Annotated in this window: 25 protein-coding genes and 1 tRNA gene; 15 read left to right on the top strand and 11 right to left on the bottom strand. The window is 36.2% G+C overall.

Going from position 1 to position 25,225, the window contains the following annotated elements:
• Positions 1 to 40: 40 nt before the first annotated feature.
• Entirely contained in the window at positions 41 to 2,161 is a 2,121-nt protein-coding gene (locus tag QGN23_RS13355) for a helix-turn-helix domain-containing protein (RefSeq protein ID WP_282904738.1), read from the bottom strand.
• A gap of 232 nt (positions 2,162 to 2,393) precedes the next feature.
• Here QGN23_RS13355 and QGN23_RS13350 point away from each other — a divergent pair, with 232 nt between their 5' ends.
• The gene (locus tag QGN23_RS13350; protein WP_282904737.1) at positions 2,394 to 2,855 is read left to right on the top strand and encodes a hypothetical protein; all 462 of its coding nucleotides are present in this window, start codon (positions 2,394 to 2,396) and stop codon (positions 2,853 to 2,855) included.
• A 25-nt stretch (positions 2,856 to 2,880) separates the two neighbouring features.
• Here QGN23_RS13350 and QGN23_RS13345 read toward each other — a convergent pair whose 3' ends face one another.
• On the bottom strand, positions 2,881 to 3,408 hold the full coding sequence (locus QGN23_RS13345) for a gamma carbonic anhydrase family protein (protein WP_282904736.1): 528 nt from the start codon (positions 3,406 to 3,408) through the stop codon (positions 2,881 to 2,883).
• Between the two features lie 207 nt (positions 3,409 to 3,615).
• On the opposite strand from QGN23_RS13345, the gene QGN23_RS13340 reads away from it, so the two are divergent.
• Both QGN23_RS13340 and hemH read left to right on the top strand, forming a co-directional pair.
• Positions 3,616 to 4,494, top strand: coding sequence for a NifU family protein (locus QGN23_RS13340; protein WP_282904735.1), 879 nt, complete (start codon positions 3,616 to 3,618; stop codon positions 4,492 to 4,494).
• A 220-nt stretch (positions 4,495 to 4,714) separates the two neighbouring features.
• Complete coding sequence (hemH, locus tag QGN23_RS13335) at positions 4,715 to 5,743, top strand: ferrochelatase (RefSeq protein ID WP_282904734.1); 1,029 nt, start codon at positions 4,715 to 4,717, stop codon at positions 5,741 to 5,743.
• Between the two features lie 46 nt (positions 5,744 to 5,789).
• On the opposite strand, the gene QGN23_RS13330 is transcribed toward hemH, so the two are convergent.
• From QGN23_RS13330 to QGN23_RS13320, 3 genes are all read right to left on the bottom strand, one after another.
• Entirely contained in the window at positions 5,790 to 7,001 is a 1,212-nt protein-coding gene (locus QGN23_RS13330) for a type IX secretion system plug protein (RefSeq protein ID WP_282904733.1), read from the bottom strand.
• A 174-nt stretch (positions 7,002 to 7,175) separates the two neighbouring features.
• Positions 7,176 to 8,297, bottom strand: coding sequence for a 3,4-dihydroxy-2-butanone-4-phosphate synthase (gene ribB, locus QGN23_RS13325; protein WP_282904732.1), 1,122 nt, complete (start codon positions 8,295 to 8,297; stop codon positions 7,176 to 7,178).
• Positions 8,298 to 8,544: 247 nt separating this feature from the next.
• Positions 8,545 to 9,552 (bottom strand): LLM class flavin-dependent oxidoreductase, encoded by a 1,008-nt coding sequence (locus QGN23_RS13320; protein WP_282904731.1) that lies wholly within the window; start codon positions 9,550 to 9,552, stop codon positions 8,545 to 8,547.
• A gap of 157 nt (positions 9,553 to 9,709) precedes the next feature.
• On the opposite strand from QGN23_RS13320, the gene QGN23_RS13315 reads away from it, so the two are divergent.
• The 4 genes from QGN23_RS13315 to QGN23_RS13300 all read left to right on the top strand — a co-directional run bounded on the left by QGN23_RS13315 (position 9,710) and on the right by QGN23_RS13300 (position 11,665).
• Positions 9,710 to 11,086, top strand: a complete 1,377-nt coding sequence (locus QGN23_RS13315; protein ID WP_282904730.1) for a DUF4403 family protein — start codon at positions 9,710 to 9,712, stop codon at positions 11,084 to 11,086.
• Positions 11,087 to 11,115: 29 nt separating this feature from the next.
• Positions 11,116 to 11,319 carry a hypothetical protein gene (locus tag QGN23_RS13310; protein WP_282904729.1) on the top strand — a complete coding sequence of 68 codons (204 nt, stop codon included), beginning with the start codon at positions 11,116 to 11,118 and terminating at the stop codon, positions 11,317 to 11,319.
• On the top strand, positions 11,307 to 11,546 hold the full coding sequence (locus QGN23_RS13305) for an RDD family protein (protein ID WP_282904728.1): 240 nt from the start codon (positions 11,307 to 11,309) through the stop codon (positions 11,544 to 11,546). Before QGN23_RS13310 ends, QGN23_RS13305 begins: the two co-directional genes overlap by 13 nt.
• Positions 11,547 to 11,594: 48 nt before the next feature.
• Positions 11,595 to 11,665: transfer RNA gene (locus tag QGN23_RS13300), tRNA-Cys, on the top strand.
• Between the two features lie 675 nt (positions 11,666 to 12,340).
• On the opposite strand, the gene QGN23_RS13295 is transcribed toward QGN23_RS13300, so the two are convergent.
• From QGN23_RS13295 to QGN23_RS13270, 6 genes are all read right to left on the bottom strand, one after another.
• Entirely contained in the window at positions 12,341 to 12,622 is a 282-nt protein-coding gene (locus tag QGN23_RS13295) for a hypothetical protein (RefSeq protein WP_282904727.1), read from the bottom strand.
• Positions 12,623 to 12,667: 45 nt separating this feature from the next.
• Positions 12,668 to 13,651, bottom strand: coding sequence for a hypothetical protein (locus QGN23_RS13290; protein ID WP_282904726.1), 984 nt, complete (start codon positions 13,649 to 13,651; stop codon positions 12,668 to 12,670).
• A 491-nt stretch (positions 13,652 to 14,142) separates the two neighbouring features.
• Positions 14,143 to 14,295, bottom strand: coding sequence for a hypothetical protein (locus tag QGN23_RS13285; protein ID WP_282904725.1), 153 nt, complete (start codon positions 14,293 to 14,295; stop codon positions 14,143 to 14,145).
• A 2-nt stretch (positions 14,296 to 14,297) separates the two neighbouring features.
• Positions 14,298 to 14,582: a helix-turn-helix domain-containing protein gene (locus QGN23_RS13280; protein WP_282904724.1), complete on the bottom strand. Its 285-nt coding sequence runs from the start codon at positions 14,580 to 14,582 to the stop codon at positions 14,298 to 14,300.
• A gap of 100 nt (positions 14,583 to 14,682) precedes the next feature.
• Complete coding sequence (locus QGN23_RS13275) at positions 14,683 to 15,396, bottom strand: hypothetical protein (RefSeq protein ID WP_282904723.1); 714 nt, start codon at positions 15,394 to 15,396, stop codon at positions 14,683 to 14,685.
• Positions 15,397 to 15,459: 63 nt separating this feature from the next.
• Positions 15,460 to 16,761: a tyrosine-type recombinase/integrase gene (locus QGN23_RS13270; protein ID WP_282904722.1), complete on the bottom strand. Its 1,302-nt coding sequence runs from the start codon at positions 16,759 to 16,761 to the stop codon at positions 15,460 to 15,462.
• A 639-nt stretch (positions 16,762 to 17,400) separates the two neighbouring features.
• Between QGN23_RS13270 and QGN23_RS13265 the strand changes: the two genes are divergently transcribed.
• The 8 genes from QGN23_RS13265 to QGN23_RS13230 all read left to right on the top strand — a co-directional run bounded on the left by QGN23_RS13265 (position 17,401) and on the right by QGN23_RS13230 (position 25,172).
• Positions 17,401 to 17,985 (top strand): YMGG-like glycine zipper-containing protein, encoded by a 585-nt coding sequence (locus QGN23_RS13265; protein WP_282904721.1) that lies wholly within the window; start codon positions 17,401 to 17,403, stop codon positions 17,983 to 17,985.
• Between the two features lie 54 nt (positions 17,986 to 18,039).
• Positions 18,040 to 19,683, top strand: a complete 1,644-nt coding sequence (locus tag QGN23_RS13260; RefSeq protein ID WP_282904720.1) for an LIC_10190 family membrane protein — start codon at positions 18,040 to 18,042, stop codon at positions 19,681 to 19,683.
• A gap of 143 nt (positions 19,684 to 19,826) precedes the next feature.
• Positions 19,827 to 20,897 (top strand): chorismate synthase, encoded by a 1,071-nt coding sequence (gene aroC, locus QGN23_RS13255; protein WP_282904719.1) that lies wholly within the window; start codon positions 19,827 to 19,829, stop codon positions 20,895 to 20,897.
• Positions 20,898 to 21,220: 323 nt separating this feature from the next.
• On the top strand, positions 21,221 to 21,784 hold the full coding sequence (locus QGN23_RS13250) for a thioredoxin family protein (protein ID WP_282904718.1): 564 nt from the start codon (positions 21,221 to 21,223) through the stop codon (positions 21,782 to 21,784).
• A gap of 21 nt (positions 21,785 to 21,805) precedes the next feature.
• A complete protein-coding gene (locus QGN23_RS13245) occupies positions 21,806 to 22,357 on the top strand; it encodes a TlpA family protein disulfide reductase (protein WP_282904717.1) in 552 nt (183 codons plus the stop codon).
• A 72-nt stretch (positions 22,358 to 22,429) separates the two neighbouring features.
• Positions 22,430 to 22,771, top strand: coding sequence for a YkvA family protein (locus QGN23_RS13240; protein WP_282904716.1), 342 nt, complete (start codon positions 22,430 to 22,432; stop codon positions 22,769 to 22,771).
• 803 nt (positions 22,772 to 23,574) lie between these two features.
• The gene (miaA, locus tag QGN23_RS13235; RefSeq protein WP_282904715.1) at positions 23,575 to 24,522 is read left to right on the top strand and encodes a tRNA (adenosine(37)-N6)-dimethylallyltransferase MiaA; all 948 of its coding nucleotides are present in this window, start codon (positions 23,575 to 23,577) and stop codon (positions 24,520 to 24,522) included.
• 92 nt (positions 24,523 to 24,614) lie between these two features.
• Positions 24,615 to 25,172 carry a thioredoxin family protein gene (locus QGN23_RS13230; RefSeq protein WP_282904714.1) on the top strand — a complete coding sequence of 186 codons (558 nt, stop codon included), beginning with the start codon at positions 24,615 to 24,617 and terminating at the stop codon, positions 25,170 to 25,172.
• Positions 25,173 to 25,225 lie beyond the last annotated feature (53 nt).

The raw sequence follows: 25,225 nt of genomic DNA, 5'->3' as shown, positions 1-25,225 counted from the left end.
AGTGATAATAAAACTTTTGTGACTTTTGGGGTTTAACTTCTTACTTAGAGTTCTTATGGGTAAAGTGATTCAGCAACAAACGGATTTCATTGAATTCAAAATCGTTCGGCAATGCTTTTTTCCAATCGTTTAAGGTTTCGTAGGAATTTTTCTTGAACTCCTTTTCAAAAGTTTTGATCTTTTCTTTATCAAAAATTCTGGATAAATCCAATAATCCCTGCTCGGCGAATTTGGCAAGATGACCGAAAATGGTTTCGGTAACCAACCCTCTTTCTTTCGCGATTTCAGGAATGGTTTTGCCGTCTTCAAACAACTGGAAGGTCAGGATATGAGAAGGGATTTTGGCAACTTTCGTAGAAATGGTAATATTATTTTCGGTATTGAAAAGGGGCGCTTCCAATAAATACACTTTTTTCAGGTCATTCAGATAATCTTCTAAATCATCCAGAAAAACACGAAAATCTTCGTTGTATTCTTTGAGCCCTTTCGTGCCTTTGTTCTCAGAATAAAAATCAAGCAAAGGCTGAAATACTTCTATATTTACTTTCGTAAAAAAGAAATTCACCGCTCCTTTTGCTTTGGTTTCGATTTCGCTCCACTCTTCATCACCATTGATGAATTTATGGGTTTTCTGAACCATTATTTTTTCAAACTTCTGGTAAACATTGCCAAAGTTTTCAATCTTCGGTTTAATGCTTTGGTATAAAAAAGTGGCTTTATTTTTATCAAGTGCTTTGCTGGTTTTGGTGGTTTGAAACCATTTCTCCAGGGAATGTTTGAACCACAGACAGTCTAAACTGCTGATCACTTTTTTGATGCTGTAATCGTATTTTTCAGCCTGAAGAATCTCTTCAACTTTTTCGTTCGCGTTGGTTTCATCCTGAAACTTTGACACCCGGCGGTCGGCAAAAATAACATTCGGTGTGATTTTAGACTTTAACACAATTCCTTCTAAAGTCCGGCACCGCGAAAGCGCCACATAAACCTGCCCTGAAGCGAAAGATTTTCCGGCATCAATAATCAGACGGTCAAAAGTCAGCCCCTGCGATTTATGAATGGTCACGGCCCAAGCCAGGCGAACCGGATATTGCTGGAAACTCCCTAAAACATCTTCTGTAATGTTTTTATCGGCATCTAAACCGTATCTTTTCTGTTCCCAGGTTTCTTTTTTTATTTTAAAGACTTCCTCGTCACCATCGATGAGCACGGTAATTTCTTTCTCATCTAACCCCATTACTTCAGCGAGCTTACCATTGAAATATCTCTTTTCACTGCTCGCATCGTTTCGGATAAACATGACCTGGGCACCGACTTTCAACTGCAGTTCTTCTTCGTTGGGATACTGGTTTTCATTGAAATTTCCAATAATATCTGCACGGTATATATAAGGTTTTCCTTTCAGTTCGGCCAGTTTTTTCTGGTTGATTTCGTCGGCCATTCTGTTGTGTGAAGTCAGATAAACATAAGGTTCATCGGTCGGTTCGAAGTCGGGAATATATCTTTCATTTAAAGTTTCAAAATCGATATTACCTACCGCACCGTCGCGGATATCATTCAGAATATCCAAAAACTTTTCGTCGGTCTGCCGATAAACGGTAGTCAGTTCTATGGTGATTAAAGGCATTTCCTTCAATGCATAACTTTCGAAGAAAAAAGGAGATTTATAATACTGGCCTAAGAAATGTTCATCGCGAACCACTGGCGGAAGCTGGTAGAGATCACCGATAAACAACATCTGAACGCCACCGAATTTCTGCTGATTGCGTCGTACAAAACGCAGCGAAAAATCCATCATATCCAAGACATCGGCACGCAACATAGAAACCTCATCGATGATGATAATTTCTATTTCCCGCAACAATTTGAGTTTGTCTTTTCGGTATTTGAAATGCTGCATCAAATCGGAAATATTGTTTCCCAGATTGCTGTCGATCCGGTCGGTCGTCGGAATAAAAGTTCTCAATGGAAGTCCGAACATGGAATGAATCGTCACACCGCCAGCGTTGATGGCGGCGATTCCGGTTGGCGCTACGACAATGTGTTTCTTCTTGGTTTTCTTTACAAACTCATTCAGAAAAGTCGTTTTTCCTGTCCCCGCTTTTCCCGTTAAAAAAATACTGCGGTTCGTGTGTTCGGCTAAATTAAAGAGAGATTCGTCCATCGGTCAAATTTAAGAAAATTGAATACAATTACCATGGTGAAAATCAGTGCATCTGGTTTTTAGCCACTAATACACGAATTTCATTTAAAAATGACAAATTGAATACATAAAAAAAAGCTTTTTTAAAGAGGAAAAAATTGAATTTTAATACATTTGAACTCCGATAATGTCACTGTTCCTTTAACATTGCAAAAAAGGCTGTATTTTTGTAATGCAGAAGAAAACATTTACAATGAAACATTTATTGATTATTACCCTTTCAGTTTTGACCTTAGCCTCCTGTTCGTCCAAAAAAAGAGTGACGGACGTGGAGACCTTGCCTAAAGACATTGCGCTGAAACCGGAAAATCATTTTTCACAGCAGGCAGACCAGCTTGAAATGAAAAACCTCACCAAAGAGATAGATTCCCTCATCAGCACTGAAATATGTGCGGATTCAAAAGACTGGAAATTCACTGCCATTGGTTCCAAGGCGTGTGGCGGACCAAGTTCCTATATCGCTTATCCCATTAAACTTGAAGATCAAATTTTACCTAAAATAGCGCAATTCACTTCAATGCAAAGTGCTTTCAATCTCAAATATGGCCTCATGTCCGATTGCGTAATGGTTCTTCCTCCTGTGGAAATTCGCTGTGAAGACGGAAAAGCTGTTTTGATTGGTAATCATTCTGAAAAAGAAAAGGAAGCTGAATAATCAACTTCCCTGTTATTTTACGTAATTAAAGAACCGCTTCGTTAGTATACCATGAAGAATATTTCACATAATTATTAGCGATTCTGTTAACTTCACCTTCCAATAAATCTGCCGACATATCTTTGATTTTCCGTGCCGGTGCTCCCGCCCAAACTTCACCGGATTTAATATGTGTCCCCTGGGTGACCACTGAACCGGCACCGATAATCGAGTTGCTTTCAACCAAACAGTCGTCCATTACAATCGCGCCCATTCCGATTAACACATTATCGTGAACAGTGCAGCCATGAACGATTGCGTTGTGCCCGATCGACACATTATTTCCAATGACCAGCGGGAATTTTTCATACGTGCAGTGCAACATTACGTTGTCCTGAACATTCACTTTGTTACCCATTTTAATGTAATTCACATCGCCACGAATGACGGCGTTGTACCAGACACTGCATTCTTTGCCCATAGTGACATCGCCAATAATGGTTGCTGTTTCTGCCAAAAAAGTGTCTTCTCCGATTTGTGGAGTTTTTCCTAAAAGTTCTTTTATAAGTGCCATATTATTTTTTTTAAAATTATAAGAGAATAGAAAAAAGAGAATAGACTTCCATTCATTCTGTTAACTATTCAACGCTGTAGTTTTCTGATTTTTTTATTCTCAGTCCTTTCTGTGATTACTGATATTACTCATTGACAGCGTCTAAAACCTGCATGATGAAATCTAAATTGTTATCCGTATTTTTGTACTCAAATTTAAGAAATTAAAATGAGACCAATTATTATAGAGCCCACAGAAAACCCAAAAGTAATGAAGTTTGTAGCCGATTACAACTTAATTCCCGGTTCTCTGGAACTCGACCGCAATTCTGATATCGCAGAAATCCCTTTAGCCCAGGAACTTTTCAAATATCCATTCGTAGAACGAATTTTTATCACCGCGAATTTTGTCGCTGTCGCAAAACAGGACGGTATCGACTGGGAAAATCTTGTTGATCCTCTGAAAAATGTGATCCAGGATGAACTGGCGGCGAATCCCCGAATTTATCTTCAGAAAAAAAATGATGAATATCTTATTTATGCAGAAATGACTCCCAATCCTATGGTGATGAAATTCGTTTCCAACAAAGCATTAATGGACGGTTTCATCGAAGTAAAATCCCGTGAAGAAGCCGACAATGTTCCTTTGGCCAAAGCGATTTTCGATGAATATGATTTTGCGAAAGAAGTTTTCATCTCTGATAATTTCGTGGCGGTTACCAAAAATGTATCAGTTGAATGGCATGAGGTGATGGTTGCAGTAAGAGCATTTGTGGCGGATTATCTTCAAAGCGGAGGCGTTATTTCTAACGTGACCCCGCAGAAACATGAAAGTCCGGCAGCGGGCATCATGAACAGAGAATACAATGAAGACGAACAGAAAATTTCTGATATTTTAAATGAATATATTACGCCAGCCGTGGAAGGTGATGGTGGTAAAATTTCGTTAATGGAATATGACGCAGACACGAAAACTGCGAAAATGCTATTGCAGGGAGCCTGCTCGGGTTGCCCAAGTTCTACCGCGACTTTGAAAGGAGGAATTGAAAATGTTCTGAAACAGTTTTTACCGGAATTGGTAGAAAACGTGGAAGCGGTAAATGGGTAAGTAATTAACCACAAAAGTTATGTTGTAAGCATTCTAAAAGTTCCAGAAGAAATTTTAATTAATTTTAATGTAAAAAATAGATACCACGAAGGACAGGAAACGCTTGTAAATGAGCATTACACTAAGTTGCTGTAAATTATTTTCACTTTAAAACGAAGTCAATTCCATCTTTATAGGAAAGTTTTGTGACTTTTGTGGTTTATAAAAAAAAATAAATATTTTGTCAAAAAAAGGAATTTTATTGGTGAATCTCGGTTCGCCCAAATCGACGAAAGTTGAAGATGTAAAAGAATATCTCGACGAATTTTTAATGGATGAAAAAGTCATCGATTACCGTTGGTTTTTCCGGACTTTATTGGTGCGCGGAATCATTTTGAATACCCGTCCGAAAAAATCGGCTGCCGCTTATGAAACCGTGTGGACTGAAGAAGGTTCGCCTTTAATTTTCATTACGGAAAGAATTCAGAAAAAACTGCAAAAGTTGGTTGATGTTCCTGTAGAAATCGGCATGCGATATGCAGAACCAAGCATCGAAACAGGCATCCGAAAACTGACAGAACAGGGCGTTACTGAAATCGTACTCTTCCCACTCTATCCGCAATATGCGATGAGCACGACAGAAACAGTGATTGAAAAGGCAGAAGATGTTCGCAAGAAACATTTCCCAGATATTAAAATCAATTACGTTCAGCCTTTTTATAACCGCGAAATCTATATCGATTGCCTTGCAGAAAGTATTCGGGAGAAATTACCTGAAAATTTTGATGCTTTGCAATTCTCTTATCACGGCGTTCCGGAAAGACATATTTTTAAAACAGACCCAACCAAAACCTGTAATTTAAACGACTGTTGTTCCCGAGACAGCAATCCAAGCCATCAGTTTTGCTACCGACACCAGTGTTTTAAAGTAACGGAAGAAGTCATTAAAAAATTAAATTTACCGAAAGAGAAAGTTCTGGTCACCTTCCAGTCCCGTTTAGGAAACGATAAATGGATGGAACCTTACACCGATGTAACTTTAGAAAATTTAAGCAAAAAAGGAATTAAGAATCTGGCAATTGTTTGCCCGGCTTTTGTATCAGATTGTCTGGAAACTTTAGAGGAAATCTCCGTAGAAGGTAAAGAACAGTTCATGCATGGTGGTGGCGAAAACTACCATTACATCCCCTGTTTAAACGACGAAGACCGCTGGATTGATGTGGTGAAAACGTTGTGCGAGGAAAGATTGCATGAGTTTTATTTGGTATAAAGAAAAAAAAAAGACCTTCGATAAACATTGAAGGTCTTTTTTTTCTTTATCTCAAAGGCGTTCTAAACTCGCCGTAACCCAGCAATCCATCGTAGTTCCTACCAAAAGGCTGGTAATACAAAAAGGCCTGATAGAGGTTTTCTGTCTGCCAGAAATTACCGTTGATTTCGCCCAGATTTAAACTTCCATCCGCGTTTTTGGTGGCTAAAATATAATTGTAGAATCCCTGTTTCAAATAAATTTTTGCGATGTATTTTTTTGCAGTTTCATCGTAGAACATTTGATTTTCTTTGCTTGCTTTAAAATCATTAAAACCACCGACTACATAAATCTCTTTATTGGTTTTTTCGGAATCTAAAGCAAAATACACCCAGGAATAATCCGCTTCCCGATCCGCATTTCTTTCAATACCCAAATCATTTCGACGGAAATAAAAAGCACCGTTCACATCCGGCTGGTATTGATAATTCATCGGAAACGCCCACACCGAATGCAAATAGGTATAATTTATTCCATTGACATTTTCTGACTGAGCAACCATATCAAACGGTTGGTTCATATTCTTGTTATCAAAATAATAAAACTCATTATTCCCGGGAAACGCTAAATTCATCTGTTGAAAAAGAATTTTATTTCCCAAAGAGGAACTTTGCTTTTGATTGTAAACTCCCAAGTTCCAATTATTATTTTGGATGACATTTAAAGTCAAAGAATTCAGATTGGAATTCATTGCCGAACCGTTCCCGATTGCCTGAACTTCTACCCTTTGATTGATTTGCGGTTTTCCCGCGTCAGAAATTCGGGAAATATTCAAAGCCAAATTAGCGCCGTCTTCAACCACACAAAATCTTTTCGTGAAAAGCGGTTTGCTGGCTGAATGCTGATAAACAACGAGTTCAAAATTCCCGGAGATTTTAGGCTGAATTTTATCGTTCGGAATCGTTAATGTGTAATTGGTGTACGCCTGCAAAGTATTGAACGAATACTGAAACTGATCGATCATTCCGTTTAAACTTCCGGTGGCATATTCGGTAAAAAACAAGCCGTCATCTTTCCAGTTCCGGTCGAAATGTTTCAAAGTATAGCGGTAAATCGTACTGGAATTCGACAAATCATCGAAACGCAAAATCAACTGTTCATTAAACCCAATGACCGGCGTTTCATCATTGGTCTGCGGATTAAACAGTTGAACGCTGCGGATATCCTGTGCAGTGAAAAATGCACTGAATAATAAAAAGAAAAATGGTAGATATTTCATTGAAACGAAGATAACAATTTTTAGCGAGGTGATAATCTGTTGATGTGTTGATTTGCTGATTAAAAAGAAAACCCTTTCAGCCTTTAGAAGGCCGAAAGGGTTTAGCGTTGGCAAAAAAATTGCCCAAAATATTTAATGCCTACTTGGCTTTTTTACCTTTTTACTTGGCTCTTATTATAACTCAACCATTTCTGTCACTTCCACATCATAACCGCCTACCAAAGGTTTTTGGTTAACATTTTGAGAAATGACACGGAATTTATTAATTCCTAAGTTTTTTAAAATCTGCGTTCCTATTCCATAATCATGGAAGTTGGAGGCCAAAGTCGGACGTTTTTCCTGACCGTCCTGAAAATCCAAAAACTGCTGCAGTTTGCGCATCGTGTTTTCGGAATTTGAGACATTATTAATGAAAATTATCGCCCCTTTTCCTTCGTCATTAATCATTTTAGTTACTTTTTCAAGCAACGGTTTTTCGCCCGTCGTCAGTCTGCTCAAAACATCGAAATAAGAATTCGAAGCCTGAACTCTTACCAAAATCGGTTCGTTTTCCGCCCATTTTCCTTTCGTTAATGCAAAGTGAATCTGATCCGTACTCGTTTCTTTAAAAGCGTAAAAATCGAAATCTCCGTAGAATGTTTTCACTTTCCTTTCTTCCAAACGCTCGATTAAATCACCTTTTCTTAACTGATATTGAATTAAATCCTCAATAGAAACCAGTTTCAAATCGTGTTTTTTCGCCAGTTCATATAATTCGGGAAGTCTTGCCATAGAACCGTCATCATTCATAATTTCGCAAATTACACCGCCTTCCTGCAGGCCGGCTAATTTGGTTAAATCAATCGCCGCTTCGGTATGACCCGCTCTTTTCAAAACACCTCCTTTTTTTGCTCTCAATGGGAAAATATGTCCCGGGCGCATAAAATCCGCCGGTTTGGTGTTTTCGTCCATTAAAGCTAAAATCGTTTTACTTCGGTCGCTGGCAGAAATTCCGGTAGAAACTCCGTCTCCCAACAAATCCACAGAAACCGTAAAAGCAGTTTCTTTCGGATCGCTGCTTCGCGTGACCATAATGTCGAGACCAAGTTCGTCACACCGTTTTTCAGGAAGTGGCGTACAAATCAAACCGCGACCGTGAATGGTCATGAAATTGATGATTTCCGGCGTGGTTAATTCTGCCGCAGAAAGAAAATCTCCCTCATTTTCCCGGTTTTCATCATCAACTACGATGATTATTTTTCCGTTTTTTAGATCCTCAATCGCTTCAGGAATCGTATTAAGTTGAATATCTGACATTTTACTTTTAGATTTTTGCAAAGATAGTTAGATTTATGGCAATCGACAATTCTTATTTGGGCGTCTTTTTCCGTCTGGATTTATCCTGAGCTTGTCGAAGGGCTCCCGCTTTTTTTGATTTCCGCCTTGCTTTTCCCTTCCCGGAGAAATCCAAAAAAGAGCTCCGTTCAAGCCGGGACGCAGGTTAGGAATCCGCTTCACTTCCGGTTTCGACTAACTCAGCGCAGACTTGTACAAAAAGAAACAGTTACAGCCCCGCATTCAAAGCGTCAGTCGCCTTTCTGATAATATCGTATGATTTTAAACGGGCTTCATGCTCATATATATGAGAGGTAATCATCAGCTCATCCACCTGAAATCTTTTCTGAAACTGCGCTATCTGTTTTTGAATGGTTTCTTTTCCTCCGACAAAACTATATTGCAGCATTTGCATGACGTGGGCTTTTTCCATAGGATTCCAGATTTCATCCATATCATCCACTGGCGGTGCATAGGGTTTTCTGTCATTTCGAATCAAATTAACAAATGCCTGATAAAGGGTTGTAGAGAGTTTTTTCGCTTCTTCATCGGTTTCTGCCGCAATTCCGTTGACACAGGCGATAGTATAAGGCTGCGGGAATTCTTTACTCGGTTGATAATTCTGATGATAAATTTCAAAAGCAGTTTCCATCATTTGAGGCGCAAAATGTCCAGCAAAGGCGTAAGGCAAACCCATCTCCGCCGCCAACCAGGCACTGTCTGTACTGGATCCCAACATATAAATAGGAATATCGCAACCTTCACCCGGAATTGCTCTCACCAAACTTTCTGAATTTTCCACCGAAAAATATCTTTGCAGTTCCTGAATCTGCTGTGGGAAATACTGGTTAATATTCATTGGATTTCTGCCCAAAGCTTTTGCTGTAATACCATCAGTTCCAGGAGCTCTGCCCACGCCGAGATCAATTCTGTTTGGGAATAAACTTTCCAATGTACCAAACTGTTCTGCAATAACCAGCGAACTGTGATTAGGCAACATAATCCCTCCGGAACCCACTCTGATTTTCTGCGTTCCATTGGCGATAAATCCAATTAAGACCGAGGTTGCGGAACTCGCAATGCTTGCCATATTATGATGTTCCGCCAGCCAGAATCTTTTGTAATCTAATTTCTCGACCATTCTTGCTAAATCCAGACTGTCATTAAAGGTGTCGTGAATGGTTTTATTTTGTTTGACCGGTGCTAAATCCAGTACAGAAATTTCAAATTTTTTCATTGCGATAAGATAAGGAATAGAATTAAATTTTAAGCCTTAAAATTATTTAAAGAACCAATCCCTTTAATAGAAAAGAAGACATTCATTAAAGCTCTAAAAATATTTATTCTACTTATCCAAATTTTATGCAAATTTGCGTTTCACTGAAAACATAAAAATGCGAAACTTTCTCATTCTGATGATTCTACTTCTGGCTCCGAAATTATTTTCTCAGCAAAACAGCTCGTATTCTTCAGTTCCCGTTTACAATTTCCCAAAAATCAAATCATCTGTTACCATGCCGGTGAAAATTCCGCTGTCGGAAATTGGGAATATGATCAATAACTCTTTGCCTGCTCTGATTTTTCAGGATGATTCCTATACCGATAATGACAACGATCAGTTCAAAGTAAAAGTCTGGAAAACGCGACCAATCCGACTGGTTGGCGGAACAAAACAGAATCTTCTGATCGAAGTTCCTTTAAAAATATGGGCCGAAAAAGGAATCGGAACCTTGGGGCTTTATCATTATCAAAACACCACTTTTGAAACGGTGATGTATTTCAATACCCAGCTCACCTTTAATAATAACTGGAAAATGGTGACCAAAACTTCGCCGATGGGTTTTAAATGGATTACAAAACCAGTTCTTGATTTTGGAAGAGTTAAAGTGCCAATCACTTCATTAGTAGAATCGAGTTTGAAAAAACAACAAGCCGACTTCTGCAAAACCATTGATGAAATGATGCTGGATCAGTTGAACTTTCAGCAATATGCCATCATGGCCTGGAATCAGTTTTCAGAACCTTTTGAAATTTCGGAAGAATACCGTACCTGGCTGAAAATAACGCCAATAAGCGTCAATATTACGCCACTTACCTTTCATGGAAACCGTATCGATGCCAATATCGGAATTGATGTGTATTCTGAAACTTTTACAGGCACGAAACCTGCTTCTTCACCTTTGGTAAACAGCATTGCCAATTTTAATTCGGCACCGCAACTTCCAAACAATTTTCTGTTACAGACCACCGTTAATATTCCGTTTTCGGAAGCAACAGCGATTGCAGAAAAATTATTTTCAGGGAAAGAATTTGATTTTAAAGAAGGAAAATCGAAAGTGAAAATCACTTCCATTAAAGTCTACGGAGAAAATGGCCGAATCATCATCGAAGCGCAGACAGAAGGGGCAATCGAAGGCGTTTCTTACATCACCGGCATTCCGGTTTACGATGAATTCAAAAGAAAAATCGTTTTGTCTGACACGAAGTTTAAACTGAAAACGAAAAATATTTTTTACAAAACGGCAACTCTTTTATTTCAGGGAAAAATCGTGAAAATGATTGAAGACGAATACGGAATCCCGACCGCGGACCTGGAAGATTCTTCCAGAAAAAGCATCGAAGAAACCTTTAATAAAGAATATTACAAAGGCTTAAAAATGAAGGGGAAAGCAGTTAAACTCACGCCTTCGAATATCATCCTTAATCCTTACGGAATCACCGCAGTTATCGATACTCAAGCACAGTTGGAAGTTTCCGTAAAGGGAATGTGATTCATTAAAATAAAATAAATTGATTAAATATGGCAAGAGTTTTACAAGTTGTGGAGAGAAATGAAGCGGATAAAGGATACCGCTTTCTCAATCTCATTATTGATTTTGGTTTTTCAGTCGTCATCATTTGGGTTTTGGTCTTTCTGTTTGTTTTCGCGCAGTATTTAATTACTGGCAACAATATGGAAGAAGCAATAGATGACATTACAATGGCAGAAGTTTGGGTAAATTAATCACCGGAACCAAAGTGGTAAAAGCCGATGGAAGTGATCTCACAACTGATGATTTACTGAAAAGAAATTTCTCGCGTGCCGTTCCTTTTGACAAGCTTTCATTTTTAGGAAATAGCGGCTGGCACGACAACTGGTCGAATACGCGCGTGGTGAGAGCTAAAGATTATGATCTTGCGAGAAACATGCAAAATGACATCAAAAGTCTTGGTAGTAAAGAAAATCTTTAATAAAATTTTCTCTGAAAAATAAAAAGTCCTATATTTGCAAACCGAAATGGTTCTTTGGCCGAGTGGTTAGGCAGTGGTCTGCAACACCATCTACAGCGGTTCGAATCCGCTAGGAACCTCACAGATAATCCCTATTTGACTATTTACTAAGTCTTTAGGGGTTTTTTGCTTTTAGATGTGTCAATATTTGTGTCAATAATCCTACAAGTGATCTTTTTCTTTATCATCGCATTTGGATTGCGTTTTGCAGATAAGTGAAGTTAAAATATTCATCTTTCTTAGTGACTTGTCGATACTTTAAGTATTATTGGTAGTCTGAGACCTTTACATTTCGATTTTAATAGTAAAAATTATTTTATTCTTTAATAGGTACAGATGCCATCTATCAAAGAGAATAGAATAAATAATTTGCAAAGGATGGCAATTTATAAAGTTATGGATCAACTCGTCATCCTATTATAAAATAACTCTAGTTGAGTACTTGTTGATTAAGTATAGTAGTACAAGGGGTCATGCGATTTTTGATTCCTGTGGAGAATAATTAGCCCCGCCCCCTATCTGTTTGCAAATCTAATTTCAAATTTCAAACTCGTTTTTAGTATACTTGCAGATATGTCACCATCAATTGCTCGCCTGACTAATAATCAGGAGCGTTCCGGACGATTGAGAGAATGGGTGGTGCTTAAAATTAGAATCAATAGCAAAACCTTATCGGATTATACTCCAAAGCATTTTTGGTAAGTTGGAAGATGGTTATTGGTTCTTTTAATATCTTTTTAATAAAGTATAAAATTTTATTCTCCTAAAAGATATTCATATAGATTCTGCTCATCAAATCCGGCATTATCACTCTTTAGTTTCTTGATCGGTATTAATTTTCTTTCTCCTGTTTTTAAATTTATTACGATAAAATCTTTACCACGAAAAATATAAAGAATCCCTTTCTTTGTATCAGTAGTTAAAGACATGTCGGTGGTTTGGAATCGTCCATTTTGATTCATCTTACTTCCAATGATTAATCCAGAAATGAAGATTAAAAAAACGATTACTGCGTAAATTAAAGATTGTTTGTTCATAATTAAAGTTTACCAAATTTACCGAAAATATACTTTTGTTTTTTTTTAAAATTGAAAATTAAACTGCAACTGATCATTATGATAGTTTCTCCGTTCAAATGATTTACGATTATTCCTTGCATTGCTATCTATATCTCTTATGTTCTTGCATATGAGGTACAGCTGTCGTTGTTCCGATTCTTTTTGATTTTCTATTTTCAGATATTTTTTTTCTAAAGTTTTGTATAGATTTGGCGAACAAACTTTAATTAATTTCAAATTCTTTTCCCTCAAAAACCTACTTCCTTTTTTCTGTGATGAAATATCCAATCCTGTTATCACGCAAAATCTTTTTCTTTGATTCTCAAACTGGGAAAACTTTGTCGCTTTTCCTATACCAATGTATGCAGATCGCAAACAAAAACCTGCATTTTCATTGATAGATATTGATTTTTCAGGTCTATAAATCCTTAAATATTTGGTTAGGAATAACGACCTATATTTTAACTCATTTTCGTTAGGAATTCCGACATAGTTTTTAAGTTCCAAATGGTTCAATATTATTTCTGTAAGTTCTTTTTTCAGGTGAATTTTTTTTGGTATTTCTACATTGAAATATTTCTTTTCCTGATTTAATTTTCTTGTGTTTAGGTTTTCCCAAAATCCCCTTACTTGGTATTGATAATATTTTTTTTGTTGAGGTTTTGTTAAGTTATTTCGGTTGATGTTTTTTACTGAAAAAAAGAATATCTTATCGAATTCCTTTAAAAGTTGTTCCGATAATATTTCTTCTGCATTCTCTAAATACAATGATTGTAAGTTTCCAAAATCTATAAATTTGAATTTCTCAGCTCTTTTTAGCTTTGTTTCAAATCTTAGAATATTTTGGTCACAATATCCTAACTCAAAATAATTGCGATCGCATTCCTCGTTACGTTGTTCGGACTTGATGTAAAACTTTGTTTTTAAATACTTCCCCTTTCCTGGATCACCTGTAAACCTATAATGCTTGAACTTTTGATGTGTGACGAAGTAATTTCTTCCGAACATTAAAGCAGAATTTAAAATAGGAAAGGCATTTTCTTGCACCTTGAAATTGATTCCTATTTCGATCGATGAGATGTAAAATTCTTTAAATAGTTCATAACTGATCCCAAATGTTTCAAAAGTTTTTAAGATCTGTTTTTGTGCCTGTTTATGGGTGAAATAATTAGCGTTATGAAGATTGTTGTTGTATTGCTTATGCGGACTGAATGCTAACATTATTTTATAACATTCTCCGTACTTATTAAAATGTGCGTATAATTTCACACCTTTTCCATTGCTGAAAATAGTTGCTTTTTCCCAACCTCTTTCCTTCGCAGAAAGAGAATAAGTGTCCTTAATTTTGTTAAGGATTAGTTGCATTGCTTTACGGTTGTAGGTACCAAAAAGAGAATAATCTATCAATTGATTTAGTTAGAAGGTGATGGAATAAAATGCGTATCTTTGAATATTGTAATGGTTGCCACTATTACATATTTGAACATTAAGGGAACAATTTATTTGCTCCCTTTTGTATTCTTAAAAAATTCTGTGGTAATGTTGGCAAAAGAGTCAACTAAACCGTAGTTGTAAGCAATGGTGAAAACCTCATCAAAAGTTAGATGACACGCTTTTGATATCTCTAGAAGTTCTGTGATCAAAGATTTCATTATTATGACAATTTATTTTGGTTAATAACTGCATCTATGTCACTTCGTTTAAAATACACTCTGTTGGAAATTCCAAAAGACGGTATTTTTCCCTCTTTGCGCCATCTGTGTAAACTTGACAAATCGATTTTAAGAAGTTTGCAGACTTCAGAACGTGTAAGGTATTCCGTTGGTTGGATAGGTTGGAACTGTGCGGATAGTTTTTCCGTAAGTTTCGGGATTAAAGAATTTTCTAATTTTTGAATTAGAATATCATCCGATGTAGCGATAAATTGAATTGTACTCATAGTTTGTATACTTTGAAATATTATAATGCAAAACTAAGGCACGATAAAACCCCATTCTTTCAAAATGGGGTAGATTGGAGTAACTGTTTGGGGTGGTTTATTAGATGGTTTTGGAATTAATGAATTCCTGTGCTGCTGTTTTATTTCCACTTGAAACTCCAGCAATCATTACTTTCTTTATGTTGCTATAGTCTCCACCAATTAGTGCGTGAATAAATCTATATCTATCTTCAATGATCGGGAATTTATTTAAAGTTGTTTCAATTCCTGTTGCATATAAAACTGCTATTTTTTCAGGATTTGATAGTTCGGTTTTTATTTTTGGTCTTAAGTTATTTCTACTCTTTTCGAATAAGTATGTTTTGAAATCGAGAAATACTTTATATCCATAATTCTCAATGAGTTCATTTCTTTCGTTAGAAGTTTCTACTTCGTATTTACTGTCAGTAGTAAATTGAAATTTATTGGTAATTAATAAGGTCAAATTCTCAGCATTGGATAGATTAAAATTTGGGTCTTTATAATTTAATTTTAAACCCACATTTGCAATCGCTAGTAAATGGAAATATATATCTTTTTTATGTTCTTCAATCACATCATATCTCCAGTCTAAATCTGTATGAATTTTTTGAATATACTTGGAGAATAGGTTTTGAATTTCAGTTCTCAATTTATAACTTCGCAAATAGTCTTTAAAATCATCAATGGAAATTTCTAAATTATTTTCCTTTAAAAATTCGGGAAAAGAAATTATTTTTTCCGCATAATTGCTGTAATCTGTTCCTATATATGCATTCGATAAGTTTATTTCCATAATTTGAACATTTTATAATTAGTTGACATTGCACTGGATATGATAAATTATTTACATTCTATTTTAAGAAACTTTTGTTTTTTGATTCTCGATTTCTTTAAAAGTTTTTGCGGTGGTCATTGCGTGATCAGATGAGGATTTCCCAATATATCCTAAAAACATACTCTCCGAACCGTGTCCAGTGATCGCCATAATTTGCGGAGTTGTAAACCTTTTATCTCCGTAGAAATTCGTAGCGAAAGATCTCCGGCAAACATGGGATGAGGTTAACCTCCATTTATCGGTTTCCTTTATCTCATTGCGTTTTTCTTTATTATCGTAAACTTTACCTTTCACAATGTCATTGATCTTTGATATCTCGCAAACCTTTTTTATATACCGGTTAAATAAAGTAAATTTTGAGTCTCCTGTCTCCCCAAATGCGGGTGGAAAATTTCCATCATATTTGCTAATGATTTTTAAAACCTCATCGTGTAACGGGATTGTAACCTCTTTGCCTGTCTTTTGTTGTGTGAGTTCGATAAACTGAAAACTCTCTCCGTTTGAGTCTGTTTTGGTGAAAACCATCTCTTTTGTCATTCTTAACAAATCGGAAACTCTTTGACCAGTGTAACAACCTATAATTAACCAATCTTTTGCGTGTATCAAATCATTTCCTATAATGGTTGATTCTTTGATTTTTTTAATCTCATCAAAATTCAAAAATACTTTAGTTGAGGGAACCGTTTCAATGCTGAAATTATTTATTTGATGACTGATTGCTTTGCCGTTGTCTCGCGCATCCAATAAGACCGTTTTAAGGTTCTTTAAAGTTCGGTTCGCTGTGGATTCCATTATTTTGAATTGATCAATTAAATGCTTCCGAAACACCAACATAAATTTTTTGTCAATCTCCGAAATCAAATAAGTCTTTTTTTTCGTTTTCTCAAAATCTGTGAATTTCGTCTGCAGTTGAACAAACTTTTGATCAGTTGTTGATTTGGTGCGAGAGTCCAGTTTTCTCAATTCAATGTTATTCTTAAGATAAACCGAAAAGAAGTTATCATCCTCCACGATTGATGTCTCACGATCAAAATATTTATTGATTTTACTTTTTAACCATTCATTTGAAAATACGACTCCATTTGTGAAATCGATATTAAATTCTTTTAAAACTTCAAGTTCAAGTTCTTTAAGTTTTGTAATTGTATTTTTGATTCCGGGGTCTTTTCCCTGTTTGGGGAAATTGGTCTCTTTGCTCCAATCATTAGAATTTATTGTCAATCCTGTTGAAGTTCTCATTTTAAGAGTTTGTGAAATGGAAAGTTGCATTTGAATTGCGCAAGACTTCCCCTTGGAACGGAGATAGAATTTTGTGGTTGCCATCGTATAAATTTTTGAACAAACCAAAGATATAAAATATTTACCGTGTGTCAATATTTGTGTCAACTTAATTACAATCTAATGCAATTTACTTCAATTTAATAACACTGTAATAAACAAATTAATCTTCGTAAAACACTATCAACAAAGAGTTAAATGGTATATTGTAATGAGTTTATTAAATCTTGTATATTGCATTGTTCGGGTTCGCTAGGAACCTCTAAAACCCTATTAATCTGCAAGTAAGATTTTTAGGGTTTTTCTTTTTGGTGCGTTTACCGGGGAGTTATCTGTCCGAAACACTACACTTTTAAACCTTCGGTTCGAGAAATGAAAGAAATGAAAGAAAGAGGAGGTTTGCAAATAAAATCTGTGAACCTTTGCCTGAAATTTTTCGCTATCATTTAAAACGGAAATACCTACATTTTTAAACGAGAGTTTGAAAATTTTAATTTTTTAAAAAATAATTAAATAATCACAAGTCACGATTATCGTTATATAACAAGCAATTACATTGATAATTATTTTTTTTCAAAAACTTTAACATTTCATTAACACAAGATTGGTTCTCTTTTTGGCGTTAACATGTTAAGAAAGATTACCCGCTAATCTGCTTATCAAACCGTATTAAAATTTATCATTATGAAATCAACTTATTCAATACCCCAAGCAAATAGAAAGAACTTTACTTTAAAGACAATCTTTTTAACAGGAGTAACTGCAGCACTTATGCTGACGGCGTGTAAAAAAGAAAACACGGTAGTTGAAAAATCATTAGATCAACAGAAAATAGAATTCCAACAAAGACAACTGGAAATTGAGCAACAAAAATTAGCGATTGAAAAAGAAAAAATTGCTTACGAAACTCAAAAGAAAGCCGATAGTGTTGCAGAAAGAAAAGCAGCCATTGCGGCACAGCCAAAACCGCAGGTGATTAGAGAAACCAAAACAGTGTATGTAAATAATACGCCAAGACGAAGTTCCTCGTCAGGCTCCAATTCAGGAGTTTCACAGGGAACAAATCAAACCGCTCAGAAACAGGGAATGAGCAAAGCCGCTAAAGGAACCATTATCGGTACCGTAGGTGGAGCCGCTGCCGGAGCGATTATCAGTAAGAAAAACCGTGGTCTGGGTGCAGTTATTGGCGGAGTTGTAGGTGGAGCAACCGGTTACACCATCGGTAGAGCCGGCGACAGAAAAGACGGTCGCGTACAGCCGAAAAATTAAAAATTTCAAATTGACAGTATAAAAAGATTGCTTATTTTTAAGCAATCTTTTTATATGCTGTATATTCTACTGATGGTGATTTTGCTGCTTCCGGCGATGGCAGGGTTAGGAGCAATTTTCAAAAACATTTTCGGAGGTTTTTCCGCCGGAATTGCTTTGCAAATTCTTGCAGGTATTTTCTTTACGACCATCACCTTGACAATTCTTGCCTATTTTATTCCACTGAATATTTATGTAGAAACAGGAACTTTAGTTATTGGACTCTCCGCTCTTTTCTACTTTAAAATCTATCTGAATTTTTGGAATTTCATCACCCGGAATTTCATTTTATTTTCGGCTATTTCAGCAGTGATTATTTTCTTCGGTTCTTATTACCCGTTTATTTTAGACCACTTCGGTTATTATGTTCCGACCGTAAAATGGTTTGCAGAAGTTGGTTTGGTGAAAGGAATTTCAAATCTCGATTTACTTTTAGGGCAGAGTTCTTTCTGGCATATTTTCCAGGCGGGATTTTCCAATTTTACGGATCCTTATTTAAGATTAAATTCCTTCGTAATGATTGTTTATTTAATTTACATTTTAGAAAAAAAATCATGGATCCATTTAATATTTTTACCCGTTCTGTTTCTTTTTATCCAATCGCCTTCACCGGATTTACCCGCGATCGTTTTCTCATTAATTATTTTAAACGAAGTTTTTAATTCCAATAAAAACGCAGGATTTCTATTCGCACTTTCCGTTTTTGTATTTGCAATAAAACCCACCACGATCTGGCTGCCTATTTTTGTTTTTTCCTATAATTTCTTTATTGCAAAAAGCAATTACAAATTCCTTTTCGGTGGGACAGCCATTTTGTTTCTTTTCTTTTTTAAAAATATCTGGACTTTCGGCTTTCCCGTTTTCCCGGTTCAATTCCCCGACCTTGGATTTTCCTGGAAACCCAATGATGAACTTTTGCAAAACTCCTCTCAATTAGCCCTTCTAAAAACCTACGACATGCAATATTCCTATGGCGAAATCCAGCGGTTTTCAAGATTAGATTATGTCAGAAACTGGTTGTTTTTAAATGGAATAAAAAGTAAAATCCATCTTTTATTTGTTTTAAGTTTGGCCGCATTTTTTGTTTTTGCAATGATCAGGAAGTCAAAACTAATTTGGATGCTATTTATTTCTATTTTAATAAAAAGTGTTTTAGTTCTATTATTCTCCGCACAATACCGATTTTTCTTTGATCTGTTTTTTGTGATTTTCTTCGTTGTTTTTTATAAGGTTATTTCGAAAAAAATTTCTCTCATTTACTTTACCGCATTATGTGTTTTTATTGCCGGATTTCTATCTTTTCCAAGTTTGCCTCAAACCTATCTGCCCAGTTTCAAACTCGGAAATTTCATGACGGGTTTTAATAAAAATCAATTTATAAAACCTTCTTCTTTTGAATTAAATAAATATAAAACCCATCAGATCGGCAATCTCAAATTCAATATTGTTGACGGATATATTTTCAGTTTTGACACTCCGATACCGGCGGTTTCACCACAATTTATTCAGGAAGATCTGGATGCCGGCATTTTCCCTCAACTCAAAGGAAAAACTTTAAAAGAGGGTTTTGTCTGGCGTAAAATTTCAGACGAAGAAAAGATGAAAATTGCTGAAATCCTGAAAGAATATTCAAAAACAATTCCCGCAAAAGATGATTAAAAATAAAATATAACTGTGTAAAATACACTCCCGAACTTTACGGAACACGAATTTTGCCCTAAAAATATGATGATGTTATTTCATTAAAAAATATTCGTGAATTTGTGGCAAAAAAATTCACAACTAATAAGTAACTTTGTCTTATGTTCAATTTAGGAAATTTTCTCACGCTTTCTACCTTTGGCGAAAGTCACGGCAAAGCGTACGGCGGAATTATCACCAATTTTCCTGCCGGCTTACCCATTAATTTAGAAGAAGTTCAACACCAGCTGGACCGTCGGAAACCGGGTCAAAGTCCGATTGTTACCCAACGGAAAGAAAGCGACACGGTGACGTTTCTTTCCGGTATTTTTGATGGAAAAACGACAGGAACTCCGATCGGTTTTATGATTGAAAACGAAAATCAGAAATCGAAAGACTATGATCATATTTCGAAATCTTACCGGCCAAGTCACGCCGATTTCACCTACGACCAAAAATTCGGAATCCGGGATTATCGCGGTGGCGGAAAATCTTCTGCCCGTGAAACCGTCAATTGGGTGGTGGCCGGAAGTATGGCAAAACAGATTCTCCCAAAAAATGTAGAGATCAACGCTTACGTTTCTTCTGTTGGAGAAATTTTTTGTGAGAAACCTTATCAGGATCTAGATTTTTCAAAAATCGATTCCAACGATATTCGCTGTCCGGATGCAGCAACAGCCGAAAAAATGATTGCCAAAATAAAGGACATTAAAAAAGAAGGAAATACCATCGGTGGAACCATTACCTGCGTCATCAAAAATTTACCCATCGGAATCGGCGAACCTGTTTTCGGCAAACTTCAGGCAGAATTAGCAAAAGCAATGCTGAATATCAATGCCTGCAAAGGATTCGAATACGGAAGTGGATTTTGCGGTGCAAAAATGACCGGCAAAGATCACAACGATTTGTTCAATGAAGATTTCACCACCAAAACCAATCTCTCAGGCGGAATTCAAGGTGGAATTTCCAATGGAATGGATATTTATTTCCGCGTCGCTTTCAAACCAGTCGCGACCATTTTACGTCCGCAAGAAAGTTTTGACAGCGATGGAAATCCAATTACCGTAGAAGGAAAAGGAAGACACGACCCTTGTGTTTTACCAAGAGCCGTTCCTATTGTGGAGAATCTGGCAGCATTCGTTTTGGCGGACCTGTTCCTGATCAATAAACTCCGCAAGTATTCAGAAGGTTAAACTTTCCTGAAAATTAATTCCTTTCAATGATTAAGAATTAAAATACTTTTATAATCACTAAAGTATTTCAAGTTATGTTAACATTAGCCACAAGAGTTTAAAATGAAAGATCAGATATTTTCTAAACTGAAATACTGTGACCCTTTTTAAAATTTTAAACAACTCATGCGTTAAAAATAAAAATAGTTTTAAAATTCAACAAAGGCTCTCATTAAAATTAATGAGTTAAACTGGGTTAAATTACCGTTAAAATTTGTTTAATGTGATAGAGATCACTGAATAATAGAAGATTTATACTGAAATTTGTAAAAATAAAAAAAAGAATGAAAAATTACTGGCACAACGCCATCACTTTCGATGAGTATCTGAAAATCGCAGAAGAGCGCTTCCACAACAACCCTAACAAAAATGATGAATATCAGGAATATTATGAGTTAGGTTTACAAAGAACCAACCGGACAGTTAAAACGTATAAAGTTGAAAATGAGCACATTCAACAATTAGAACCGAAAAATTTTAACGGTAAAATTTTAATTATCTCCGAACCTTGGTGTGGCGACGCAAGCGCTACTGTGCCAGCGGTTTCCAAATTTTTCGAAGCAGCCGGAATCGAGGTGAGAATTTTCTTAAGAGATACCGATCTCTCCCTGATTGACCAATTCCTGACCAACGGAACACAGTCGATTCCTAAAATAATTATCGTGAATGACGATTTTTCTGTAAAAGCAGATTGGGGTCCAAGACCACAATTCGGAAATGATCTTCTGAAAAAGTTTAAAGAAAACCCAGAAACTTATCCCAGAGAAGATTTCTATAACGACCTGCAGATTTATTATGCGAAAAACCGTGGCAAAGATGCAATTGAAGAAATTATATCTTTGCTGTAATATTTAATGAAAAAACCACTCATGAAATTCTTAAAGAAAAACGCATTTTTTATTTTGGCTATGGCCTTTTTGGCGGTGCTTTATCTTTTTCCGTCGGTAAAATTAAAACTGAAAGACCTTTTTTTCCCGATTGCAGCCATCGAAAACGCAATCACTTTAAACGATGAAGATTACGATATCCAGCTTAAAGGAATCAATGTTCCCGACACCAATCTTAAGAGTTTGAAGGGCAACAAGCTCATCCTGCTTAATTTCTGGGGAACCTGGTGCCCGCCGTGTCGCGAAGAATGGCCTACCATTGAAAAATTGTATCTGGCCAGAAAAGACAAAATCGATTTCGTGCTGATTGCGATGCAGGACAAAGAGGAAGATGTGATCGCCTTTATGAAGAAAAATAATTATACCGCACCGGTTTACATCGCCGAAAGCCCGATTACCAGTCACGTATTGCCGAAGGTCTTCCCGACCACTTTTCTACTGGATAAAAACGGACGAATTCTTCTGAAAGAAGACGGGTCCAAAGACTGGAATTCCAAGTCAACTAATGATTTCATCGATAATGTCACGCAGTAATTTTAACAAAATTTACGAAATGGTGGTATGGATTTTGCGAATTAGATAGCGTTTTAAAAATCAAAATACACAATGAAAGTATCAAAAATTCAGTTGGCCAAAGAAGCATTTAAACATAAAGGATTTATTTCGAAAATTCCTGTAATCATTCGGATGATCAAATCAGCAACAAAAAAAGGAGGCTATAAACCGCATTTCAAAGACGTCATTCTGCCGGGATTGGTGTTGCTTTATCTCATCTCTCCCATCGACATAATCCCAGACTGGATACCGGTTATCGGCGTTTTGGATGATTTGGCTCTGCTCGCGTTTGCTATTCCGTTATTGGTGAAAGAAGCTGAAAAGTTCATCGCCTGGGAAGCTGCCAGACAGTCCGATGATCCGATGATTGAGGAAGCCGAGGTAATAGGATAACAATATATTTCAAAACCGTTCCCGAAAAGAACGGTTTTTTTTATGAGAAGCAACCGGATTATCGTTGCTTACAAAAGCGGTTCAGATTTGCACTGTCGCTTTTACGAAGATGCTGCTTCTATAAAAGTAAAATACTTGAGATTTATAATAAATTTATTCTGTGAGAGATATATTCACAAATACGATTTATTTTAAAACATTAAGATATTAAGAATAATTAAGAGCGCACTCCTTTTAGCATGCAAATCTTAACCTTCCTTAATGCCTTAATGTTGAAAATTTTCCATTCAATTTATCAAGCTATTTTAAATTAAAGAACAAATTCCATTAACTTAAAGTTTATAATAATCCCGATCGGTGAAATTCGTGAGAGATATCCCGACCAGAAAGATTTATTTTAAAACATTAAGATATTAAGAATAATTAAGAGCGCACTCCTTTTAGCATGCAAATCTTAATCTTCCTTAATGCCTTAATGTTGAAAATTTTCCATTCAATTTATCAAGCTATTTTAAATTAAAGAACAAATTCCATTAACTTAAAGATTATAATAATCCCGATCGGTGAAATCCGTGAGAGATATCCCGACCAGAAAGATTTATTTTAAACATTAAGGCATTAAGAATTCATTAAGAAAACAGTATGATATCATTAATCATTACAAAATTTTAATTTACCTTGATATTAGAATTTCCAATTTAATTCAAAAAAAATAAAGACACTTACTTAAAGTTTTTCCGCAAATACCACTCTGCAAAATCGGCGGGAGAAAATCTAGTCAAATACCGCACTTTTTAAAATCCATGATTAAAAATCTATTATTCAAAAAAAATCAGGAAATTTGCAGTGTGAAAAAACTCATCTCCATTATCGGAACAACAGGAATCGGCAAAACAAAACTCGCCATCGAAATCGCCAGACATTTCGGGACCGAAATTATTTCCGGTGATTCCCGACAGTTTTTCAAAGAAATGAATATCGGAACTGCTACGCCTTCAAAAGAAGAATTAGCCGAAGTTCCACATCATTTTATTGGAAATCTTTCTGTACAGGATTATTATTCCATCGGACAGTTCGAGAAAGACGCCATTCAAAAAACCGTCGAACTTTTTCAGAAACACGATGTCGTGGTTTTGGTTGGCGGAAGCATGATGTACGAAAAAGTCGTGATCGAAGGACTTCACGACTTACCCGAAGCCAACGAAGAAAACCAAAGCAAACTCGAGCAGCTGTTAGAAGAAGACGGCATTGAGAAACTTCAAAACATCTTACAGATTCTAGATCCAGACTATTTCAACAAAGTAGATAAAAACAATCCGAGAAGACTGTTTAGGGCAATCGATATTATCTGGCAAACCGGAAAAACGTACACCGAAAATATTTCGGCACAAATGAACCACCGGGATTTTGAGGTGATCAGAATCGGATTACAGGCACCGCGGGAAATTATTTATGACAGGATTAATCAGCGCGTAGATCTGATGGTAGAAAACGGATTGTTAAAAGAAGCAGAATCATTAATTCCGTATAAAAATAACCTGGCCTTGCAAACCGTTGGCTATTCCGAACTTTTCAACTATTTCGACGGAACCTGGACTTTGGATTTCGCGTTGGAAGAAATCAAGAAAAACTCCCGACGATTTGCAAAACGCCAACTGACCTGGTATCGGAAAGAAGAAAATATCAACTGGGTGAATTTTGAAAATCCGGTGGAAGAATCCTTATCTATTTTAAATGCGATGATGCGATAATTTGTTAATTTGAAGATTGTTTCTTTCTTTGCCGTAGTTTATCATTATATTTGTATCATCATTTTATCACATTAACTCATCAAAAAATCATCATGGCAAATACTCCCTCAAATATGCTCGCACTCGGAACCAAAGCACCTTTCTTTGAACTTCCGAACCCTTCCCAAAGCAACGAAATGCAGTCCTTGGAAGATTTAAAAGGCGAAAAAGGAACACTTGTTTTTTTCATGTGTAACCATTGTCCGTTTGTGCTTCACGTGATCGATAAATTAACGGAACTGTACGAAGATTATCAGGAACAGGGAATTGAATTCATCGCCATCAATGCCAACGACGCAGAAAAACAACCAGCTGATTCCCCGGAAAAAATGGTTGAATTTCAAGTGGAAAGAAAATTCGATTTCCCTTATTTATACGATGAAAGCCAAGCGATTGCAAAAGCCTACGATGCAGCCTGCACGCCGGATTTTTTCTTTTTTGATGAAAAATTAGATTTAATTTACCGCGGACAAATGGATGATTCCAGACCGGGAAATCAAAAAGAAATTACTGGTGAAGATTTGATAATCGCCTTCGAAAATCTTTTGGCGGGCGCCCCTCAGGAAGAGATCCAGAAACCAAGTATAGGCTGCAATATCAAGTGGAAATAAATGATCCGCTAAAAGATAACAGACCGCTTCGCTGATAGAAAAAAGAAAAAAGA

Origin of the sequence: Chryseobacterium gotjawalense, from assembly GCF_030012525.1 — a bacterium.
In the GTDB taxonomy this organism is placed as follows: Bacteria; Bacteroidota; Bacteroidia; order Flavobacteriales; family Weeksellaceae; genus Kaistella; species Kaistella gotjawalense.
Note: the sequence above shows the minus strand (reverse complement) of the source record. Positions and strands in the feature narration are given on the sequence as shown.

Coding starts and splice junctions, on each gene's coding strand:
- QGN23_RS13355 (WP_282904738.1), bottom strand. CDS start 2,161: ATGGACGAATCTCTCTTTAATTTAGCCGAACACACGAACCGCAGTATT.
- QGN23_RS13350 (WP_282904737.1), top strand. CDS start 2,394: ATGAAACATTTATTGATTATTACCCTTTCAGTTTTGACCTTAGCCTCC.
- QGN23_RS13345 (WP_282904736.1), bottom strand. CDS start 3,408: ATGGCACTTATAAAAGAACTTTTAGGAAAAACTCCACAAATCGGAGAA.
- QGN23_RS13340 (WP_282904735.1), top strand. CDS start 3,616: ATGAGACCAATTATTATAGAGCCCACAGAAAACCCAAAAGTAATGAAG.
- QGN23_RS13330 (WP_282904733.1), bottom strand. CDS start 7,001: ATGAAATATCTACCATTTTTCTTTTTATTATTCAGTGCATTTTTCACT.
- ribB (WP_282904732.1), bottom strand. CDS start 8,297: ATGTCAGATATTCAACTTAATACGATTCCTGAAGCGATTGAGGATCTA.
- QGN23_RS13320 (WP_282904731.1), bottom strand. CDS start 9,552: ATGAAAAAATTTGAAATTTCTGTACTGGATTTAGCACCGGTCAAACAA.
- QGN23_RS13315 (WP_282904730.1), top strand. CDS start 9,710: ATGCGAAACTTTCTCATTCTGATGATTCTACTTCTGGCTCCGAAATTA.
- QGN23_RS13310 (WP_282904729.1), top strand. CDS start 11,116: ATGGCAAGAGTTTTACAAGTTGTGGAGAGAAATGAAGCGGATAAAGGA.
- QGN23_RS13295 (WP_282904727.1), bottom strand. CDS start 12,622: ATGAACAAACAATCTTTAATTTACGCAGTAATCGTTTTTTTAATCTTC.
- QGN23_RS13290 (WP_282904726.1), bottom strand. CDS start 13,651: ATGTTCGGAAGAAATTACTTCGTCACACATCAAAAGTTCAAGCATTAT.
- QGN23_RS13285 (WP_282904725.1), bottom strand. CDS start 14,295: ATGAAATCTTTGATCACAGAACTTCTAGAGATATCAAAAGCGTGTCAT.
- QGN23_RS13280 (WP_282904724.1), bottom strand. CDS start 14,582: ATGAGTACAATTCAATTTATCGCTACATCGGATGATATTCTAATTCAA.
- QGN23_RS13275 (WP_282904723.1), bottom strand. CDS start 15,396: ATGGAAATAAACTTATCGAATGCATATATAGGAACAGATTACAGCAAT.
- QGN23_RS13270 (WP_282904722.1), bottom strand. CDS start 16,761: ATGGCAACCACAAAATTCTATCTCCGTTCCAAGGGGAAGTCTTGCGCA.
- QGN23_RS13265 (WP_282904721.1), top strand. CDS start 17,401: ATGAAATCAACTTATTCAATACCCCAAGCAAATAGAAAGAACTTTACT.
- QGN23_RS13260 (WP_282904720.1), top strand. CDS start 18,040: ATGCTGTATATTCTACTGATGGTGATTTTGCTGCTTCCGGCGATGGCA.
- aroC (WP_282904719.1), top strand. CDS start 19,827: ATGTTCAATTTAGGAAATTTTCTCACGCTTTCTACCTTTGGCGAAAGT.
- QGN23_RS13250 (WP_282904718.1), top strand. CDS start 21,221: ATGAAAAATTACTGGCACAACGCCATCACTTTCGATGAGTATCTGAAA.
- QGN23_RS13245 (WP_282904717.1), top strand. CDS start 21,806: ATGAAATTCTTAAAGAAAAACGCATTTTTTATTTTGGCTATGGCCTTT.
- QGN23_RS13240 (WP_282904716.1), top strand. CDS start 22,430: ATGAAAGTATCAAAAATTCAGTTGGCCAAAGAAGCATTTAAACATAAA.
- miaA (WP_282904715.1), top strand. CDS start 23,575: ATGATTAAAAATCTATTATTCAAAAAAAATCAGGAAATTTGCAGTGTG.
- QGN23_RS13230 (WP_282904714.1), top strand. CDS start 24,615: ATGGCAAATACTCCCTCAAATATGCTCGCACTCGGAACCAAAGCACCT.